General features: G+C 54.2%; 19 protein-coding genes and 1 tRNA gene. 13 read left to right on the forward strand and 7 right to left on the reverse strand.

Annotated features, from left to right (window positions below; translation table 11 throughout):
* Positions 1-1,155 (reverse strand): HhoA/HhoB/HtrA family serine endopeptidase, encoded by a 1,155-nt coding sequence (locus RHK62_RS12615; RefSeq protein WP_302678466.1) that lies wholly within the window; start codon positions 1,153-1,155, stop codon positions 1-3.
* Positions 1,156-1,283: 128 nt separating this feature from the next.
* Between RHK62_RS12615 and RHK62_RS12620 the strand changes: the two genes are divergently transcribed.
* Entirely contained in the window at positions 1,284-2,144 is an 861-nt protein-coding gene (locus RHK62_RS12620; RefSeq protein WP_225901722.1) for a prephenate/arogenate dehydrogenase, read from the forward strand.
* Here the strand turns inward: RHK62_RS12620 and RHK62_RS12625 are convergent.
* From RHK62_RS12625 to RHK62_RS12640, 4 genes are all read right to left on the reverse strand, one after another.
* Positions 2,121-2,612 carry a phosphate-starvation-inducible PsiE family protein gene (locus tag RHK62_RS12625; RefSeq protein WP_302677354.1) on the reverse strand — a complete coding sequence of 164 codons (492 nt, stop codon included), beginning with the start codon at positions 2,610-2,612 and terminating at the stop codon, positions 2,121-2,123. The genes RHK62_RS12620 and RHK62_RS12625 overlap by 24 nt on opposite strands.
* A gap of 2 nt (positions 2,613-2,614) precedes the next feature.
* Entirely contained in the window at positions 2,615-3,370 is a 756-nt protein-coding gene (locus RHK62_RS12630) for an MBL fold metallo-hydrolase (RefSeq protein WP_302678467.1), read from the reverse strand.
* Positions 3,371-3,380: 10 nt separating this feature from the next.
* Complete coding sequence (locus RHK62_RS12635; RefSeq protein ID WP_310453794.1) at positions 3,381-4,877, reverse strand: serine/threonine-protein kinase; 1,497 nt, start codon at positions 4,875-4,877, stop codon at positions 3,381-3,383.
* Positions 4,878-4,976: 99 nt separating this feature from the next.
* Positions 4,977-5,049, reverse strand: a tRNA-Thr gene (locus RHK62_RS12640).
* Positions 5,050-5,290: 241 nt separating this feature from the next.
* Here RHK62_RS12640 and RHK62_RS12645 point away from each other — a divergent pair.
* The 5 genes from RHK62_RS12645 (at position 5,291) to RHK62_RS12665 (ending at position 10,082) form a co-directional block, all read left to right on the forward strand.
* Positions 5,291-6,535, forward strand: a complete 1,245-nt coding sequence (locus tag RHK62_RS12645) for a protein kinase domain-containing protein (RefSeq protein WP_302678468.1) — start codon at positions 5,291-5,293, stop codon at positions 6,533-6,535.
* Between the two features lie 31 nt (positions 6,536-6,566).
* Positions 6,567-7,238, forward strand: a complete 672-nt coding sequence (locus RHK62_RS12650) for a DUF1614 domain-containing protein (RefSeq protein ID WP_206200455.1) — start codon at positions 6,567-6,569, stop codon at positions 7,236-7,238.
* Between the two features lie 69 nt (positions 7,239-7,307).
* Positions 7,308-7,760: a photosynthetic/respiratory NAD(P)H-quinone oxidoreductase subunit N gene (ndhN, locus tag RHK62_RS12655; RefSeq protein WP_149821379.1), complete on the forward strand. Its 453-nt coding sequence runs from the start codon at positions 7,308-7,310 to the stop codon at positions 7,758-7,760.
* Between the two features lie 130 nt (positions 7,761-7,890).
* Positions 7,891-8,151 (forward strand): TM2 domain-containing protein, encoded by a 261-nt coding sequence (locus RHK62_RS12660; RefSeq protein ID WP_206200456.1) that lies wholly within the window; start codon positions 7,891-7,893, stop codon positions 8,149-8,151.
* A gap of 125 nt (positions 8,152-8,276) precedes the next feature.
* The gene (locus RHK62_RS12665) at positions 8,277-10,082 is read left to right on the forward strand and encodes a DNA polymerase III subunit gamma/tau (protein WP_302678469.1); all 1,806 of its coding nucleotides are present in this window, start codon (positions 8,277-8,279) and stop codon (positions 10,080-10,082) included.
* A 13-nt stretch (positions 10,083-10,095) separates the two neighbouring features.
* Here the strand turns inward: RHK62_RS12665 and RHK62_RS12670 are convergent, their stop codons facing one another.
* Positions 10,096-10,461, reverse strand: a complete 366-nt coding sequence (locus tag RHK62_RS12670) for a DUF309 domain-containing protein (protein ID WP_310438636.1) — start codon at positions 10,459-10,461, stop codon at positions 10,096-10,098.
* A 71-nt stretch (positions 10,462-10,532) separates the two neighbouring features.
* On the opposite strand from RHK62_RS12670, the gene psb29 reads away from it, so the two are divergent.
* Genes psb29 through ruvC form a run of 4 tightly spaced genes read left to right on the forward strand, consistent with a single transcriptional unit; the run spans position 10,533 to position 13,618 of the window.
* Complete coding sequence (psb29, locus tag RHK62_RS12675; RefSeq protein ID WP_302677349.1) at positions 10,533-11,201, forward strand: photosystem II biogenesis protein Psp29; 669 nt, start codon at positions 10,533-10,535, stop codon at positions 11,199-11,201.
* Positions 11,188-11,934 (forward strand): HAD family hydrolase, encoded by a 747-nt coding sequence (locus tag RHK62_RS12680; RefSeq protein WP_310453795.1) that lies wholly within the window; start codon positions 11,188-11,190, stop codon positions 11,932-11,934. Before psb29 ends, RHK62_RS12680 begins: the two co-directional genes overlap by 14 nt.
* 11 nt (positions 11,935-11,945) lie before the next feature.
* On the forward strand, positions 11,946-13,133 hold the full coding sequence (locus RHK62_RS12685; protein ID WP_310453796.1) for an NAD(P)/FAD-dependent oxidoreductase: 1,188 nt from the start codon (positions 11,946-11,948) through the stop codon (positions 13,131-13,133).
* Positions 13,134-13,138: 5 nt separating this feature from the next.
* A complete protein-coding gene (ruvC, locus tag RHK62_RS12690) occupies positions 13,139-13,618 on the forward strand; it encodes a crossover junction endodeoxyribonuclease RuvC (protein WP_206200461.1) in 480 nt (159 codons plus the stop codon).
* On the opposite strand, the gene RHK62_RS12695 is transcribed toward ruvC, so the two are convergent.
* The gene (locus RHK62_RS12695) at positions 13,568-13,837 is read right to left on the reverse strand and encodes a hypothetical protein (protein ID WP_206200462.1); all 270 of its coding nucleotides are present in this window, start codon (positions 13,835-13,837) and stop codon (positions 13,568-13,570) included. The two genes, ruvC and RHK62_RS12695, sit on opposite strands and share 51 nt — an antisense overlap.
* Positions 13,838-13,949: 112 nt before the next feature.
* Between RHK62_RS12695 and RHK62_RS12700 the strand changes: the two genes are divergently transcribed.
* Genes RHK62_RS12700 through RHK62_RS12710 form a run of 3 tightly spaced genes read left to right on the forward strand, consistent with a single transcriptional unit; the run spans position 13,950 to position 17,116 of the window.
* Positions 13,950-15,995, forward strand: coding sequence for a flavin-dependent dehydrogenase (locus tag RHK62_RS12700; protein ID WP_310453797.1), 2,046 nt, complete (start codon positions 13,950-13,952; stop codon positions 15,993-15,995).
* A 34-nt stretch (positions 15,996-16,029) separates the two neighbouring features.
* Positions 16,030-16,449, forward strand: a complete 420-nt coding sequence (locus RHK62_RS12705) for a hypothetical protein (RefSeq protein WP_206201709.1) — start codon at positions 16,030-16,032, stop codon at positions 16,447-16,449.
* A gap of 25 nt (positions 16,450-16,474) precedes the next feature.
* The gene (locus RHK62_RS12710; protein ID WP_206200464.1) at positions 16,475-17,116 is read left to right on the forward strand and encodes a MarC family protein; all 642 of its coding nucleotides are present in this window, start codon (positions 16,475-16,477) and stop codon (positions 17,114-17,116) included.
* Positions 17,117-17,131: the final 15 nt, after the last annotated feature.

Raw genomic sequence — 17,131 nt, forward strand, 5'->3', positions numbered from 1 at the left:
CTAGGCCGCTCCCTGCAACTCCGCTGTCCGCACCGCAATCCGTTGGCTGCGATCGCCCCGTTGAACGGTCAGGTTGAGAACTTGCCCCACAGCGGCACTATCAACAATCCCCTGCAACTGATCGGCACTGGTAATCGGTTCCCCATCCACGGCTGTAATCACATCCCCCCAGCGCAGACCAGCTTTTGCGGCCGGTGTATTGGGCAACACTTGCAGGACAAGAACGCCATTGACCTCTGGCAGAATCACTGGTGAGTTGGGATTAGCATTGTTTTCCTTGGCCATTGCTGGCGTGAAGGTGGTCATTTGAATGCCAATGTAGGCGTGTTGAATTTTTTCACCGCGAATCAGGCGCTCTTGCAGGGCTTTGGCCTTATTAATTGGAATCGCGAAGCCAATCCCCATGGCATCGGCACGAATGGCAGTGTTAATGCCAATCACTTCCCCCTCTTCATTGAGCAAAGGCCCCCCAGAATTGCCGGGGTTGATGGCCGCGTCCGTTTGAATAAAATCAAGGCGCTTATCGGGGATACCCACTTGGGCGCTGGAACGGTGGAGTGTACTGACAATGCCCAATGTGACGGTGTTATCAAGGCCAAGGGGATTCCCGACGGCGATCGCCCAATCCCCCACTTTCACGTCACTGGAATTGCCGAGGGGCGCAGTGGGTAGGGGTTCGGTGACCCCTTTGAGTTTGACAATCGCTAGATCAGATACCTCATCCACGCCGCGCACTTCTCCCTCAAAGACCCGGCCATCCTTGAGGCGCACCGTCACCGTATCTGCTTGACTCACCACATGGGCGTTGGTCATGACAATGCCACTGGGATCAATGATGAACCCCGACCCCTGACCCCGCAGCCGATCCTCTTGGGGGGGCAAGGCTAAACCGGGGAAAAATTGGCGAAAGAAGGGATCACTCAAGAGGGGATCCGCTGGGCGCACAATCGTGCGTTCGGTATCAATGCGAACAACCGCATCGCCAACCCGCTCCACTGCGGCTGCCACAAAACTATGGTGAGCTGCTGCTGCCCACACCGGTGTACCGCTACTGAGGCACCAAACAAGAGCAAGGCCAAGGCAGCATTTGAGGGTCTGCTGAAGCAAATGGGCAAGGCGTTTCATCATTGGTGGCCTAAAGCGCAACAGAGTCATTTCTGATTGTATCGAAGCCCCCCCTCTGGCTGTGAATCCAAAGCACAAATCTGCATAGGAGGGGAATGTCCCTCAGAACAAGAATCAATGTCACAATCGTAAAGGTATTCAAGTTTAGGGGCACTATGCTGCGGATTGGCATTGTCGGGCTGGGACTCATTGGTGGTTCACTGGGCATTGATCTGCGGGCAAAGGGGCACTATGTGGTTGGGCTGAGTCGGCGTCCTGAAACCTGTGAGCGGGCGATCGCCAAGGGTGCCATTGACTGGGGCAGTACGGAGCCAGAAATTTTGCGTGCCCTTGATCTGGTGTTTCTCTGTCCCCCCATTGGCAGCATTCTCAGTGTCGCCTTGGATATTACCCCCTACCTCAGTCCAGAAACAGTGCTGACAGACGTGGGATCCGTCAAGGGAGAAATTGTCCCCGCCCTCGAAAAACTCTGGCCTCGCTATGTCGGTGGGCACCCGATGGCCGGTACCGCAGAATCCGGCATTGAAGCGGCGCAAGCCCATCTCTTTGACAATGCCCCCTATGTTCTCACCCCAACCCTCTACACTGACAGTGCGGCCATTGACTGTGTGGCTGGTGTGGTCAATGATCTCGGCGCCAAGCTACTCTATGCCACCCCCTCGGATCACGATCGCGCTGTTGCTTGGATTTCCCACCTTCCCGTCCTCGTGAGTGCAGCACTGATTCTTGCGAATGCCCAAGAAGCCAATGAGCCGATTCGGAAGCTTGCCCAGCAGTTGGCTAGCTCCGGCTTTCGCGATACCAGCCGTGTTGGCGGCGGCAATCCAGAGTTGGGACGGATGATGGCGGAATATAACCGCGCGGCGTTGCGCCACTGCCTGATCCACTACCGTGCCACCCTTGATGATCTGATTCGCCAAGTGGAGCAGGAGGACTGGGAGCGGCTGCAAACCACCCTAGAACAGGCGCAAGCCTACCGCGAGCAGGTCTATCCCTCAGGGACGCCGCCGGTAGTTTAAACGACGCACAATCCAGTAACTGGCAGACAAGGCCAAGATGGCGATCGCCAGCCCCAAGAGCTTTGCCACCGTTTCCGGTTGGCCAATATCCAGAATGATAATTTTGCGGGCAATGGCAATTAGAGACGTGACAATTACTAGCTCAACGATTTGCGACGAGACGTGGGTTTTCAGGTAGGCGGTGATATTTTCAAGAATCTCCAGAGCCACAAGCACATTGAGAAAGAGGCCAAAGATTTTCACCAGTTCAAGGCTAAACTGTCCCAAGGGGGGTGAGAATAGCTCCACGGTCAAAATCCGCCCCAAATCAATAATGGCGACGATGACCACCAGCAGCATCCCGATCGCCAGCACCCGGGTCGCGATCCCCTCAATCTGACTGAGCAACTGCAAAAACCGCTGATTGTCCTGAAGTAGAAGAATTACCTCTTGCCAAAAGAGAATCAAAGGCCGTAGCCAGCATCGCATCCCTAGACCTCAGCCAGAAGAACAAGGGGAGTGTAGGCTACTGGTTCCACCAAACGAGTGTTGAGGCCTAGCCGCTGAAACGACACTTGCAGTTCCTCAAGGGTGCCTTTGACCGAGAGCAGTCGCGGTAGCCATCCCTGAAGACGGAGGGTACCATTGCCAGCAGTGGTGATCATCACCTTGGGCTGAAGCCATTGTCCCAATTCCAATGCCGTTTTGCCCCCCTTGAGAATCGCACCCACCATGGGTAAACAGACATCCAACAGCGGCGTAATCACCACATCCACCTTGCCGTAGGTGCGCAGCCACGAATCATGACAGCCGTGGGGTTCATAGTAGAGACTTTGAGTGCCCCAGCGCACAATGTAACCATTTTCCTGTTGACGAGGGCCGATACTGGCGCCCTTGGTGGCTTGGATTGTGAGATCGCGGTACGTGTAGGTTTGGTGGGGGCTAAGGGCAATTACTGTTTCAAAGCCAAGACCTTGAGCAACTTTGGCGGCACTGGGGGAGGCAATGACCGGTAGGGCGCGATCGCAGGTGCGGAGGGTAGGTTCATGGCAGTGATCTGGTAGCCCTTGGGAAAGCAAAATGACATCCCCATCGCTTGGCATGGGGCAGGGGCGCGATCGCTCCGCCTGAAACAGCCAAGGCGTGTTGCCAAAAGTCAGTGCCCCCACAAACCACGGATCAACCAAAATCCGCGTATGACCTAACTTCCACAACCAAGTATTGCTCTCCAACCACGTTAACTGCATTGCCCCGCTCCTACAGTAATCGCGCCAAGATATTGTAAATTAGCAAAAAAATGTTGCCCATAACCATGCAACCCAACCCCACTAAACCACAAATGAGCAGCGCTGTCACACCCCCTAGGCCTGCTTGCAAGAGGGGGACAAAAAAAAGAACTGCCCCTGAAATGACTGCAATGATCAACTGCTCCCAGTGTTCAATCCAGCGTTTGTACTGCAAAAACACCAAAAAGGCAAATAGAGCACCAATCAACCCCGCACTCACACCAACAGGCAACTGCCAAGCGGTCATCAAACTAAAAATCATCAACCCCAAGGCCGTCATTTCAAAGCCCGTAAAGCCAGCACCAATGAGAATTTTCAATGCCGGTAAGGGAGGCGCAGGCTGGCGGGGCGGTTTTGCTTTCGGACGTGGTGTGCTGGTCGGTGGCATCACCGGTCCAGGTGAAGGAGGGGGTGCCGGTTGTGACACTACGGGTGGCGGGGAAGGGGGTGCTACTGTTACTGGTTGTGGCAGTGGAGGCGGTGGTGGGGCGGGGGTAGAGTAAGCATTTAAGTCCGCTAAGACCTCTGCCGCTGATTGGTAGCGATCGCTAGGCGCCGGTTGTAGCATGCGATCGAGAATGGCTTGCAGTTGTGGACTGACTTGGGCATAGGAATGCCAATGCCAGCGGTTGTTATAAGCGTCGAATAGCTCACTGGGATCTTTGCCGGTCAGCAATATGATACAAGTCACTGCTAAGGCATAGAGATCTGAACTGGGATAGACCCGTTCCCCCCGTGCTTGTTCCGGTGGCGCATAGTATTGGGTATAAATACCCGTAAAGTGTCCTTGTTGTCCCCCCGCTTGGGAAATCTGCTTCACCGCACCAAAATCCAGCAGATAGAGCCGCCCTTGGCCGGGAAACTTTGTCTTGCTGGGGTGCTGGCGCATAATATTTGAGAGCTTAATATCACGGTGGATCGAGCCGTGGTCATGGACGTACTGCAACACGGGTAGGAGTTCCCGCAGCACCTGCCGCACCTCTTCCTCACTAAAGCATCCCTTTTGAGCCAGTTCATCCTCGAGGGTTTCGCCGTCAATATATTCCTGTACCAAGTAGAAATACTGCTCTATCCCTTGTCCATCCACACTGGGGACTTCTTCAGCAAAAAATGCTAGTAAATCAGGAATCTGCGCATGCTGCCCCAGTTGGTCGAGAACTTCACCCTCTCGCTCAAAGAGTTCCTGAGCTTTTTGCCGACTCTGGGGATCGGACACGTTGGGACGAAATTGCTTAATCACACACTCACGCCGACCAGGGGTATCCAAATCCCGTGCTAGATAGGCCGCCCCAAACCCCCCCTGACCCAGAACCCGCTCTGCAACGTATCGTCCCCGTAGAATCAAGGGCATCCCACAGGCCGTACAAAATCGCTCCGCCACGCGACTGTAGCGTTTGTTGGGGTTGTCTAAGTCTGGAACATCGTTTTGGGGACAACGACAGTGGGGACGGGTGCAATAGACAAGCATGGCAAGGGTAGCAAGATCGTTTCCTTGATCATCATAGTGCCGTCATGGCAGGCAAGGCTAAGCCAAAGACCCAATACTTTTTGGGCGAACACTGAGTAAAGCTGATGGTCGGACTCGAACCGACGACCTACTGATTACAAGTCAGTTGCTCTACCAACTGAGCTACACCAGCACTATTCCTAGTGTACTACGCTTTGGCAGTCGTGAGAAATCTTAGACCATAGTCTCCTTCATAAAGAATTGCGCACTGTCAAGCCGGATAGACAGTCTAGAGTAGGGCTGCATGCTCCGTTAGAACACTTAGCCTTGGCATCTTGAGCTGTTTATGATTTATTGCAAAACACTGCAGACATCGGCAAAGTGTAGGAAAATAGGCTAAATCTCGATGAGTTTGCTGTGGCAGTTCCACATCCGTGATTATTCTGCACCTGTTAGATCCTTGGAAACGCACCCCGGTCAAAACATGGCGTTTCCCGATTAAAACAACTATTCGTATTGGTCGTGCCGCAGATAACGATGTGATTCTCAATGATATTCTCATTAGTCGCTATCACGCTGAACTGTGTTGCTATCGGGATCCAGAAAATCTCGGACGTTGGTATCTCAAAAGTTTGGGAGCGATCGGGACGTTTGTTGATGGTCGCCTTGTTGATGAGAGCAAACTTGCCAGTGGCAGTCTCATTCAGCTAGGCCCCACAGGCCCAATTCTTGAATTCCATGAGCAAACCTTTCGCCGCAGTGCGCCCACCCTCAGTGAGTGTACCCATGCCGGTAATATGCCGGGGAATCTGTTTTGCATTCACTGTGGTCAACCCCTCAATGTGCAGCGCACCGTACGCAACTATCACATCCTGCGCCTTTTAGGGCATGGCGGCATTGGCACAACCTACTTGGCCTGTGAAGCGCAACCCTCCGGGGGATGGACTGGCAAGGTACCGGAGGTGTGGGTTCTCAAAGAACTGCGGTCTGATATGGAGGACAATGAAAAGGCACAGGAACTCTTTGAACGGGAAGCTCGCATCTTACAGCTCCTTGACCATGCAGGGATTCCCCGCTTTTATGACTTTTTTGTGGAAGATGGTAAAAGCTATTTGGTGATGGAACTCATTCATGGCATTGACCTAGAGCGCTGGGTACTGCGCAATGGCACGGTGCCGATTCCTCAGGCGGTGCAGTGGATGATTCAAACCTGCGGTGTCTTGGACTATCTGCACAATCAGGATCCACCCGTGATTCATCGGGATCTCAAACCCAGTAACCTACTGGTGCGATCGCGCGATAACCAAATTGTTTTGATTGACTTTGGGGCGGTCAAAGAACTGGGGCATTCCCCCGGTGGCACCCGCATTGCCGTGGAGGGCTACAGTGCTCCGGAACAGATGATGGGTCAACCCACCATTCAGTCGGATCTATTTGCAGTAGGCGCAACCCTAGCCTTTTTGCTGTTGGGGGATAGTCCGATTCGTTTCTATCACCACTGTGATGGCTTTCATCGCCTTGATGTTTCGGATCGCCCCGAGATTCCCGACCCCTTGAAACAGGTGTTGCACCGCGCTACGGCTCCTCTGTTGCCCGATCGCTATCCTTCCGCGATTGCTTTGGCCAAAGCGCTGAGGGAGGCTCTGGCGGCAGTGTCCCAGGCGTCCTCCCACGTTTGAGTCCCAAGTTTTAAGGTCATTTTGCGTTTCTATGATTTATCTGCCTGTTACTGCTCTACTTTTTGTGCTGCTGTTACTGTCGCTGCCTTTCCTTTGGCTAGCGATCGCCCTCGATGCTGTACAAGTGGCCGTTGCCAAGTTGGGCTTTTCACCTACTGCTGCTTCGGTCTTACTGCTGCTTGTGATTCTCGGCAGCACGATTAATATCCCCCTCTATGAGCGGGTTTCTACGGTGGCCATTGTTCCCGACTTTGAAGAACTCTGGCTCAGTCGGTTTTGGGGCATTCCCCTGCGCAAAATTGAGCAAAAGACGATTGTGGCACTGAATGTGGGGGGCGGCTTGATCCCGACGGTGCTAGCCCTCTATCAATTTACCCGCGTCAGTCCCTTGGCGATTCTCTTGGTGACGGCAATTGTGGCCGCTGTCAGTTACTACTCTGCTCAGGTGGTACCGGGGATTGGTATTCAAATGAATGCCTTGGTCGCGCCCCTGACAGCAGCAATGACAGCTATTTTGATTTCTGGAGGCGTAGCGGCGGCACCCATTGCCTTTGCCGGAGGTGTGCTGGGAACCCTGATTGGTGCAGATTTACTCCACCTACGGGAAATTGAGCGGATGTCGGCGGGAGTGCTGAGTATTGGTGGTGCGGGTGTTTTTGATGGTATTGCCTTATGTGGGCTATTTGCCCTGCTATTAACTTAGGCATACCCGCAGTAGGAATGACCGTGATAAAGTGCTGGATGGAATGCTAAAACCTGTGAGAAAGGATCTATGGGTCTGCTGGCTGGCTATCAATTTGTCAAGGATTTAGAATCCGCTGGGGCATTGGCACTCTTTGTTCCCCCGGAGGGTGGTTTTGAGGGTCGTTATCAACGGCGACTGCGTTCCAAGGGCTATACCACCTTGCACATGAGCGCACCGGGTTTGGGGGATTTAGCAGCCTACCTGACCCAAGCGCACGGGATTCGTCCGGCTCACACGGGCAAGGAAGACATTCGCGTTTATTTCCAGCCCCCCCTAGTGACCTACCACTTGGAAAACCTGCCCCCCAATGCCAAGGGACTGGTGCTTTGGCTGATTGATGGCAAGCGGCTCTCAAGGCAGGAATTTGCCTACTTGGCACAGTTAACCCAGACCCTACCGAAGTTCAAAGTGGTGGTGGAAGTGGGGGGCGATCGCACTGTGCGCTGGGAACCCCTTGCTGATTGGGTCGCTGCCGCTTAAGACCAGACACGTCTTGCGTCAATCAATAAACTGCCTACTCACCCCTTGACGGTTCCCCTGAAACCCTGAAGGATATAGGTCAAGAGAGCGCGATCGCGCTGTATCAAAAATAACCATTGGGGAAGGGACAATGACCTCGAATTCCGATATTTCAGGGAAAAAAACTGCAGCCGGCATTTGCGGTATTCTCTTGGGTGCCTTGGGCATTCACAAGTTTGTTCTCGGCTACAACACGGAGGGCTTGATCATGCTACTGGTGAGTCTTTTGACCTGTGGCCTGCTTGCCCCTGTCATAGCCATTATTGGCCTCATTGAGGGCATTATTTACCTGACCAAAAGTGATCAAGAATTTCACAGAACATACATTGCTAACAAAAAAGGCTGGTTTTAGATCCTAGGGCTGGTTCCATCGCAGGCGCATCAGGGGGTCAGCCTATGGCCATCGTTGGCCTGTTAGAATAACATGCGTGGCATTTACCCATCAGCGTCTTCTGGCATATCCATTGCAGCCCAGCAGTGACCTACGAACCCCTGCATCACAAATATCGTCCCCAACGCTTTGCAGATCTAGTGGGTCAAGGGGCGATCGCCACCACGCTTACCCAAGCCCTACTCAAGGAGCGCATTGCCCCTGCCTATCTTTTTTGTGGTCCTCGCGGCACGGGTAAAACCTCTAGTGCCCGTATTTTGGCTAAGTCCCTCAACTGCCTGAGGAGTGCCAAGCCTACCCCCGATCCCTGTGGCCAGTGTGAAGTCTGCCGTCAGGTGGCCAACGGCAACAGCTTAGATGTGATTGAAATTGATGCTGCCAGCCACACGGGGGTGGACAATATCCGCGAACTGATTGAGAAGGCACAATTTGCCCCAGTACAGTGTCGCTACAAAGTTTATGTGATTGACGAATGCCACATGCTCAGTGTGTCGGCCTTCAATGCCCTCCTCAAAACCCTAGAGGAGCCGCCGCCCCATGTGGTCTTTGTCCTTGCCACCACAGATCCGCAGCGAGTCTTGCCAACAATTATTTCCCGCTGTCAGCGGTTTGATTTTCGGCGGATTCCCCTAGGGGAGATGGTTGCCCACCTTCAGCACATTGCCGATAAGGAGCAAATTGACATTGAGCCGCAGGCCTTGACCCTGGTGGCGCAATTGTCCCAAGGGGGACTGCGGGATGCTGAAAGCTTGCTGGATCAGTTGAGCTTATATCCTGAACGGATCACCGTAGAACATGTATGGCAACTGGCTGGGGCAGTACCAGAACAGGATCTGCGGCAATTGCTGGGGGCGATCGCCCGTCGGGATGCGGTGGCGGTTCTTGAGCACACCCGCCAATTACTAGAACGGGGTCGCGATCCGCTGACAATTCTGCAAAATCTGGCCAGTCTCTACCGTGATTTGCTCTTGGCGAAAACCGTCCCTGAACGGCAGGACTTGGTAGCCCTGACAGCAGAAACTTGGCAGGCTTTGATTGCCGTTGCTGAGGGATGGTCCGTTGAGGAGATTCTGCATGCCCAACAACATCTGCGCACCTGTGAAAGCCAAATCAAACAGAGCAGTCAACCCCGTCTCTGGCTGGAAATTAGCATTCTGGGGTTGATGACGGAAACGGCACCCCAATCCAGTGTGCCCAATGTAGCGCCTACTGCCATTCCGAAGCTCACAATTGTCTCGCCCCCTCAGCCTGACCCCCCAGGGATTGCGGCACCCCCCAAGGAGTCAGAGTCACCAGTCAAACATATTCAAATTAAAGACACGAAAGACACGGTTGCTCCAGCTCCTGAACCCAAGCCAACCCCTGAACCGCGGGCAGATCATACCGAACCTGTGTGGGAACAGGCACTACAGGTCTTGCAGCAGATGCAAATGAGCACCTATGCTTTGCTCTCGCAGCATGGTCATCTACGACAAATGAGCGATCGCGAGGTGCACATCGGCATTGTTAATCAAACTTTGTTAAATCTGACAAAGAATAACCAAGCCAAAATTGAAGCCGCCTTTGCCCAAGTTCTAGGCCGCCGCATCAAAGTCGCCTTTGAGATTGCCCCCCTACCCCACAAAACCACGCCTGCGCCAAAAGCCAAGGAGCCGCCGCACTCCGCTGTCGTCGTTCCCTTTCAGCCACGGGAAGAGCCACCGCCACCCCCCATAGAACCAACCTCTACTCCACCCCCGCCCCCTCTCACCACTGCCCCGGATCCTGTGCGTGAATCTGCCGAAAAACTGGCACGATTCTTTAACGGGGTGGTTATTCGCTTACCCGATGAGGGAGAAAGTCCAGACACCCCAATTGCTGAAGCCTCTGAGGAGGATGAGCTTGAGTTTTAAGGGCTGTCGGGGTCTAGGCTTGATCGAGGGATTGCGCAACAGCAAGATGCAACTGAATTTTTGGCTCCGAGTCAAGGGGGATCTGAAGCTGCGCCTGTAACGCCGCCACTGCCGTCAAAAAGGCTGTCAAATCTAGGCCGCAAAAGTTCGGATCACACTGCTCTAGACGACGCCGCCCTTCTGCCAAAAGCAAGATCGCCCCCCGCTGGTTGCCCCGACTCAGGTGATAGCAGGCCACGGCAATTTGTAGCAGACCTTGGTAAAACGTGCGCTCAGGTTCACTGGCCTCTAACCAGAGGGCTTCGAGGGCGTCATGGCAGGCATAGAATTCGCCGCTGTTGAATTGAGTGATGGCTAGGGCAAGCTCAGGACGCATCATTGATTGGGAAAGCGCAATGGGCGATAATAGTAAAGAATCATGACATTTTTTAACGAATATCGGCAGAGCTTGTGCAAAATCCTCGAACTGTCTCTGATACCAAACGCGCCTTTTATGCAGCTCACACGCGACCGATTCACTCAATCTACCGTCGCTTTATTGAAGAACTGCTGGTCGAAATCCACCTGCTGCGCGTCAATGTAGATTTTCGCTACTCTCCCCTATTTGCCCTTGGGGTCGTGACCGCCTTTGACCAGTTTATGGAGGGGTATCAGCCTGAGGGCGATCGCGCCAGTATTTTTCATGCCCTCTGCGGGGCTGAGGAAATGAACCCGCAACAGCTGCAGGCGGATGCCGCCAGTTGGCAACAGTACCAAGGCCGCCCCTTGAGTCAAATCCTCGATGAACTCAACAGGGGTCAACCCAGTGCCCCCCTCAACAGCCTCAACCACGAGGGCAAATATAGCCGCCTCCATGCGGTAGGACTGTATGCCTTCCTTGAGGAGCTGGCGGGGGATCTGACAACGAATCTCAACGAGACACTGGATCAACTGGCTCCCGTCATTAAGCTGCCGATCGAGAAAGTCAAGCGGGATCTTGAACTCTACCGCAGCAACCTCGACAAAATCAATCAGGCTCGCAGTCTGATGAAAGAACTTGTGGAGCAAGAACGCAAGCGTCGTGCTCAGGAGACCTCTCCCCCACCCGCTGTAGATGCTAGTTCCGATGCACCGGCCTGATCCGCCCCAGCTCATTACCCTCGATGCGGTTGGCACCCTCTTTGGCCTACGGGAATCCGTGGGTACCGTTTATGGTCGCTTTGCTGCTGAAGTCGGGGTTCAGGTTGATTCAGCCGCATTAGATGTGGCCTTCTTTAAGGCCTTTAGGGCTACCCCGCCCTGCGCTTTCCCTGATCTTGAGGCTTCACAACGGGCAGAGGCAGAATTGCGGTGGTGGCAAGGGGTTGCGGCAGACACATTTCGCCGCGCGGGCGTCTTGGATCAATTTGCTGATTTTGAGACGTTTTTTGTCCCAGTCTTTGCCTACTATGCCACGGCTGAACCTTGGTCTCTGTATGAGGATGTCTTGCCTGCTTTGAAGAATTGGCAAACGCAGGATATTCCCCTGAGGGTGGTGTCCAATTTTGATAGCCGTTTGTATGGTGTCCTCGAGGCCTTGGGGTTAGCGCCGTTTTTCAAGGAGGTGTGGATTTCCAGTGAGGTGGGGGCGGCGAAACCGAATCGGCTGATCTTTGAGCGGGCGGTAACCCCCTATGCGACCTCTCAGGTTTGGCACATTGGTGACAGTTGGGAGGATGATGTCCTCGGTGCCCAAGGTGCTGGTCTGCAAGCGATTTGGCTGCGGCGCGATCGCCCGCTCTTGCCAGATCCAAGTATCAAGGAGACCCGAGCAGTGCCACAAATTGCTGACCTCTCAGAGGCGCAAGTTATACTGAGTGGGAAAGCGTCATAACGGAATCAGCGGTGAAAAGCCAAATTTGCATTCTGGGGGGTGGGTTCGGCGGGCTTTATACCGCCCTCCGCCTTGCTCAATTCCCTTGGTCTGCGCCTCCAGAGATTACCCTGGTGGATCAAAGCGATCGCTTTGTCTTTACTCCCCTCCTTTACGAATTGATTACAGGGGAGTTACAGGCGTGGGAAATTGCCCCGCCTTTTGTTGAGTTGCTCAAGGGTACACCAGTCGTTTTTCATCAGGGAACTGTGAGCGCTGTGGATCTCAAGGAAAAAACAGTGCAGCTGACCGAGGGTTCGCCGCTCATCTACGACAAGCTTGTCCTTGCCTTGGGGGGGGAAACCCCTAAAAACAGTATTCCCGGTGTTGCAGAGCACGCCTTGACCTTCCGAACCCTCAGTGATGCCTACCGTCTCGAAGAAGCGCTGCAGCGCTGCGAGCACTCCGATCGCGATCGCATCCGCGTGGTGGTGGTCGGTGCTGGTCCTAGTGGCGTGGAATTGGCCTGTAAACTAGCGGAGCGCTTGGGCAGCCGCGGGCGCATTCGTTTGGTGGATCGCAACACCGAGATTCTCAAGTCTTCTCCAGAATTTAATCGCAAGGCAGCTCTGCGTGCCCTTGAAGAGCGGGGGGTTTGGATTGATTTAGAAACAACCCCGGTTGCTGTCACTGCGGATCAGATTTCCCTGCAATACAAAGACCGCGTGGATGATCTGCCCGTTGATATTGTCCTATGGACGGTGGGTACAGCCGTTTCACCCGTGATTGCTGCCCTTGATTTGCCCAAAACCTCCACGGGGCGCCTGCAGGTGATGCCCACATTGCAAGTCGTTGATCATCCAGAGATTTTTGGCCTTGGGGATGCCGCGGATGCGGTAGATGAACAGGGACAACCGATTCCCCATACGGCACAGGCGGCTTTTCAACAGGCGGATTATGCGGCTTGGAATCTTTGGGCCAGTCTGAGCGATCGCCCGCTACTGCCCTGTCGTTATTCCCATCTCGGTGAGATGCTCACCCTCGGAACTGATCGCGCCGCCTTGGCAGGGCTAGGACTGACCCTCGATGGCCCTCTGGCCTACTTGGCACGGCGACTGGCCTACCTCTACCGCATGCCCACCTTTGAACATCAACTGAAGGTGGGGCTAAACTGGATGGCGAAACCAATTTTGGATCTGTTGACCGGCACCGTGAACTAGAACGTGTGCGCATCCTTGGCCTAGACCCCGGCCTTGCTACCCTTGGCTATGGCTGTATTGAGGTGCAGAACAACACCTGCCAAGTGTGTGATTTTGGTGTGATTACCACTCCTGCGGATATGCCCGCGGGCGATCGCCTCCAGAGTCTCTACAGCGATCTGCACACGTTAATTCCTGCCCTCCAACCAGATTTAGTGGCTTTGGAGCGCCTCTTTTTCTACAAAATGAGCCATACGATTGTGGTTGCTCAAGCGCGGGGCGTGATTCTTTTAGTCCTGAGTCAACTGCACTGTCCCCTAATGGAATTCACCCCTCCCCAAGTGAAGCAAGCCCTCACCGGCTATGGCAATGCCGCGAAAATAGACGTTCAACAGGCGGTGCAACGGGAACTCAATCTCAGCACGCTGCCCAAGCCCGATGACGCTGCCGATGCCCTAGCGATCGCCCTCACGGCCAGTCGTCACTGCCCCTGCCTCGACACTTGACCAAGCCATTGCCACCGCTTCACTGAGCCATTGGCGGGTTTTGCGATCTAGCAGATCATCCTCGGCGAGTACCCATTCCTGCACCTGTGCCAAACTGTGGCCTTCGGCACGGCAAATCGTAATCACGCCGGCGATCGCTGCCGCCACCACCTCTTCACTGACAGGCTGCTGGCTGAGGGCTGCTATTTCTTCGAGACTCCTTGGAATGGGATAATGCATAGGGCAACAGGGTAATTCTGAGAAACCGTAAACTCTCTTAAACTGTTTAGTACAGTGAAGTTTACGCCAAATCGTGCCGTTGTCAAGCTCCTTAGCGGACTTTTGAAACAAAATGCAAGAACTGTTATACCTTGAGGTGCCCACTCCCGATACCGCAGCGGTGATTCACTGGCTGCACCACACCTTTGAGCCGCGCATTGGCACCATTGCGCCAAAACCGACCGGGGGTTGCTGGCAGGTTCCTGAGGCGCCCACGGAACTGGCCATTTTCCTGTGGAGCTTGCAGCGAACCACATACCTCAAGGTGATGCGCTGGGGAGAGCGGCCTTTCCCTCAGGAGCGTGCCTGTCTCCAACACCTTCAACAGCATTTGCGTTTGGCCTTTCCACTGCAACCTGAGGCGCTTCCCCCTTGGCCGGCTGGCAAGACAATTTTTGAAGCTTTGGCCGATCGCTATCCGCTGACCGTGAAATACTTCCAACACATGCCCCAAGGTGAGGCGGATTTAGAGCGGGTTTATTGGTGGGAGCAACGCTGGCGCCAAGGGGTACAACAGCCCACGCCCCCGGTTCCTGTTTTGCACACTGCAACGACACCCTGTGATCCCCCTCGCTATGACCTAGTTTATGTGGGGGGTGCCTTGGGGGTGATCCACGCAGCGGTGATGGCGCGGTTGGGCTATCGGGTTCTGGTGATCGAGCGGTTGCCCTTTGGCCGCATGAATCGGGAGTGGAATATCTCCCGCATGGAATTTCAGAGTCTGATTGATTTGGGCTTGTTTACGACTGCGGAGTTTGAGAGCCTGATTGCCCGCGAGTACCGCGATGGCTTTAACAAGTTCTTTGATGCCACTAGTCCTCCCCATTGTCGGGCACCCGTACTGCACACCCCGACGGTTCTCAATATTGCCCTTGACTCGGCCAAATTCCTGCATCTGTGCGGTGAGAAACTGCGCCAAGCGGGGGGTGAGATTTGGGATTGGACGGAATTTGAGACAGCCACGATTCATCCCAATGGTGTGGTTCTGCAAACCCAGCACCGCCAAACCCAAGAACAGCGACAGGCGATCGCCCGTGTCCTCATTGATGCGATGGGCACCGCCTCCCCCATTGCCCGTCAACTGAACGGCGGTCGTGCCTATGATAGCGTCTGTCCGACGGTGGGGGCGATCGTCAAGGGCATTGTCCCAGAGGTTTGGGATGGCAACTATGGCGATGTTCTCTTTAGCCACGGCGATATTTCGCGGGGACGGCAACTCATTTGGGAACTGTTTCCGGGAGCGGGGGAAGAGCGCACCATTTATCTCTTTCACTACCACTACATCCAGCCAGAGTTTCCCGGCTCTTTGCTGGAACTGTACGAGGACTTTTTTACCATCCTGCCGGAGTACCGCCGCTGCGATCTCGATCAACTCACTTGGGTCAAACCCACCTTTGGTTACATCCCCGGCTACTTTAGCCACCACCGGGGCGATCGCGCGGTGGCCTTTGATCGCGTCTTGGCCATTGGCGATGCCGCCTCACTCCAGTCTCCCTTGGTGTTTACTGGTTTTGGCTCCCTGGTGCGCAACCTGCCCCGCTTGACGGATCTACTGGACACCGCCCTGCGTCATGACCTTGTGCAAAAGCAATTCCTCAACCAAATTCGCGCTTATCAGAGCAATACAGCGGTGACATGGCTCTTTTCACGGGGAATGATGGTGCCCAGCGATCGCCCCCTGCCCCCAGAGCGCGTCAATGCCACGTTGAACACCTTTTTTGGCATCCTCGCCCAGGAATCCCCCGAATTGGCCGATCGCTTTATCAAAGACCGTGCGGGTTGGCTCCCCTTTAACCGTATGGCACTGCGAGCTGCTTGGCAAAACCCCGGCCTCCTTTGGTGGATCTACGAAATGGTGGGGGTTGGGGATCTGCTGCGCTGGCTGCAAAGCTACCTCAGTTTTAGCTTAGATGCCCTGTACCATGCCCTCTTTGGCTTTTGGCTGCCCCCCTTGGTGCGTCGTTGTCAACCGTGGCTAGAATCTTTGGCACCACAACTTTGGTTTTGGCTCTTGGTGCAAAGCTATGCCCTGAGTTACTCTGTGGGGCAACCCCGCCTTGAGCGTCCTTTGGCACCGCTGCCAACCCCTAGAGTTGATCAAGCGGTTTCCCCTCGCTAACCTTGGGAACAAAGGTGTTGCGGAGAGAATGACGGTGAATGCAGCAGAGCAGGCAGTGACCGTGCAGATGGCCAGCAAATTGGGGGCGATCGTCCACCTCTTTAAGCAGTGCAATGCGGATCTGCGGGCAGACCTGCACCCTTGGGCCGATGACCCCCATACCCGCAACCTAGTGGATCCCGATTCAATTGACATTGGTTTTCACCTACCGGGCTGGAGTCGCCGCTGGCAAGCCCGCAGTTTGCTTCTGCAAATTCGCCTCTATTGCGATCCAGACTCTCCCCAGCGCCGTGCCATTGGTCTAGACATCGTGGGGTTTAGCTATATGAGTGAGCAGTGGCGGTTCAGTAGTATTGGTGCTGGCGTATTCAGTGGTAACAATCTGCCCAGCGAAGACCTCCAACAGCAACTGCGCTCGATTAGTCAAAAAATCCTTGCGGTCTTAAATACTTAACTTGTAGGGCAGCAACTCTTCGGCAATGCTACATCCAACCGTCTCCTTTCTGGTGGGAACCTTGGCTGCATTGTTTCCAATTGCAGACCCCATTGGTGCAGTGCCTGTCTTTTGTGCCCTAACAGCTAGACATCCCCTCAAATACCGTCGGCAGAAAGCCAAAGAAACGGCCGTGAACGTTTTCGCGGTTTTAGTCACCTTCTTTCTCGTGGGTAAGTTTATCCTTGGCTTTTTTGGGATTTCCTTAGCAGTGGTGCGCATTGCTGGGGGCTTAATTGTCGCTCACACCGCTTGGCAAATGGTCACTTCGCATCAGCGCTTAACGCTTCAGGAGCACGCCGAAGCCATTGATAAAGACGATATTGCATTGACACCCATGGCGGTTCCGTTGATTAGTGGCCCAGGGGCGATCGGGGTGACGATGACGTTATCAACACGCTGCCAAATTTGGGAAGAGTACCTCGGTTGTCTATTGGGAATTGGATTGTTTAGTGGCGTAGTTTATCTTTGTCTTTTGTTAGGTGAATCTGTGATGCAAAAGTGGGGCAAAACGGGTGTCGGTGCATTAACCCGTATTCTCGGATTCCTGATTCTGGCGATCGCTGTGCAGTTTATCGCCGATGGCAGTCTGGAATTGATGAGGACAAAGCTATGTGAAAGTCGCTAAACTAAGCCCTTGATG

The organism is Thermosynechococcus sp. HY213 (assembly GCF_031460975.1).
Classification (GTDB): domain Bacteria; phylum Cyanobacteriota; class Cyanobacteriia; order Thermosynechococcales; family Thermosynechococcaceae; genus Thermosynechococcus.

Coding starts and splice junctions, on each gene's coding strand:
- RHK62_RS12615 (WP_302678466.1), bottom strand. CDS start 1,155: ATGACTCTGTTGCGCTTTAGGCCACCAATGATGAAACGCCTTGCCCAT.
- RHK62_RS12625 (WP_302677354.1), bottom strand. CDS start 2,612: ATGCGATGCTGGCTACGGCCTTTGATTCTCTTTTGGCAAGAGGTAATT.
- RHK62_RS12630 (WP_302678467.1), bottom strand. CDS start 3,370: ATGCAGTTAACGTGGTTGGAGAGCAATACTTGGTTGTGGAAGTTAGGT.
- RHK62_RS12635 (WP_310453794.1), bottom strand. CDS start 4,877: ATGCTTGTCTATTGCACCCGTCCCCACTGTCGTTGTCCCCAAAACGAT.
- RHK62_RS12650 (WP_206200455.1), top strand. CDS start 6,567: ATGATTTATCTGCCTGTTACTGCTCTACTTTTTGTGCTGCTGTTACTG.
- ndhN (WP_149821379.1), top strand. CDS start 7,308: ATGGGTCTGCTGGCTGGCTATCAATTTGTCAAGGATTTAGAATCCGCT.
- RHK62_RS12660 (WP_206200456.1), top strand. CDS start 7,891: ATGACCTCGAATTCCGATATTTCAGGGAAAAAAACTGCAGCCGGCATT.
- RHK62_RS12670 (WP_310438636.1), bottom strand. CDS start 10,461: ATGATGCGTCCTGAGCTTGCCCTAGCCATCACTCAATTCAACAGCGGC.
- RHK62_RS12680 (WP_310453795.1), top strand. CDS start 11,188: ATGCACCGGCCTGATCCGCCCCAGCTCATTACCCTCGATGCGGTTGGC.
- RHK62_RS12695 (WP_206200462.1), bottom strand. CDS start 13,837: ATGCATTATCCCATTCCAAGGAGTCTCGAAGAAATAGCAGCCCTCAGC.
- RHK62_RS12700 (WP_310453797.1), top strand. CDS start 13,950: ATGCAAGAACTGTTATACCTTGAGGTGCCCACTCCCGATACCGCAGCG.
- RHK62_RS12710 (WP_206200464.1), top strand. CDS start 16,475: ATGCTACATCCAACCGTCTCCTTTCTGGTGGGAACCTTGGCTGCATTG.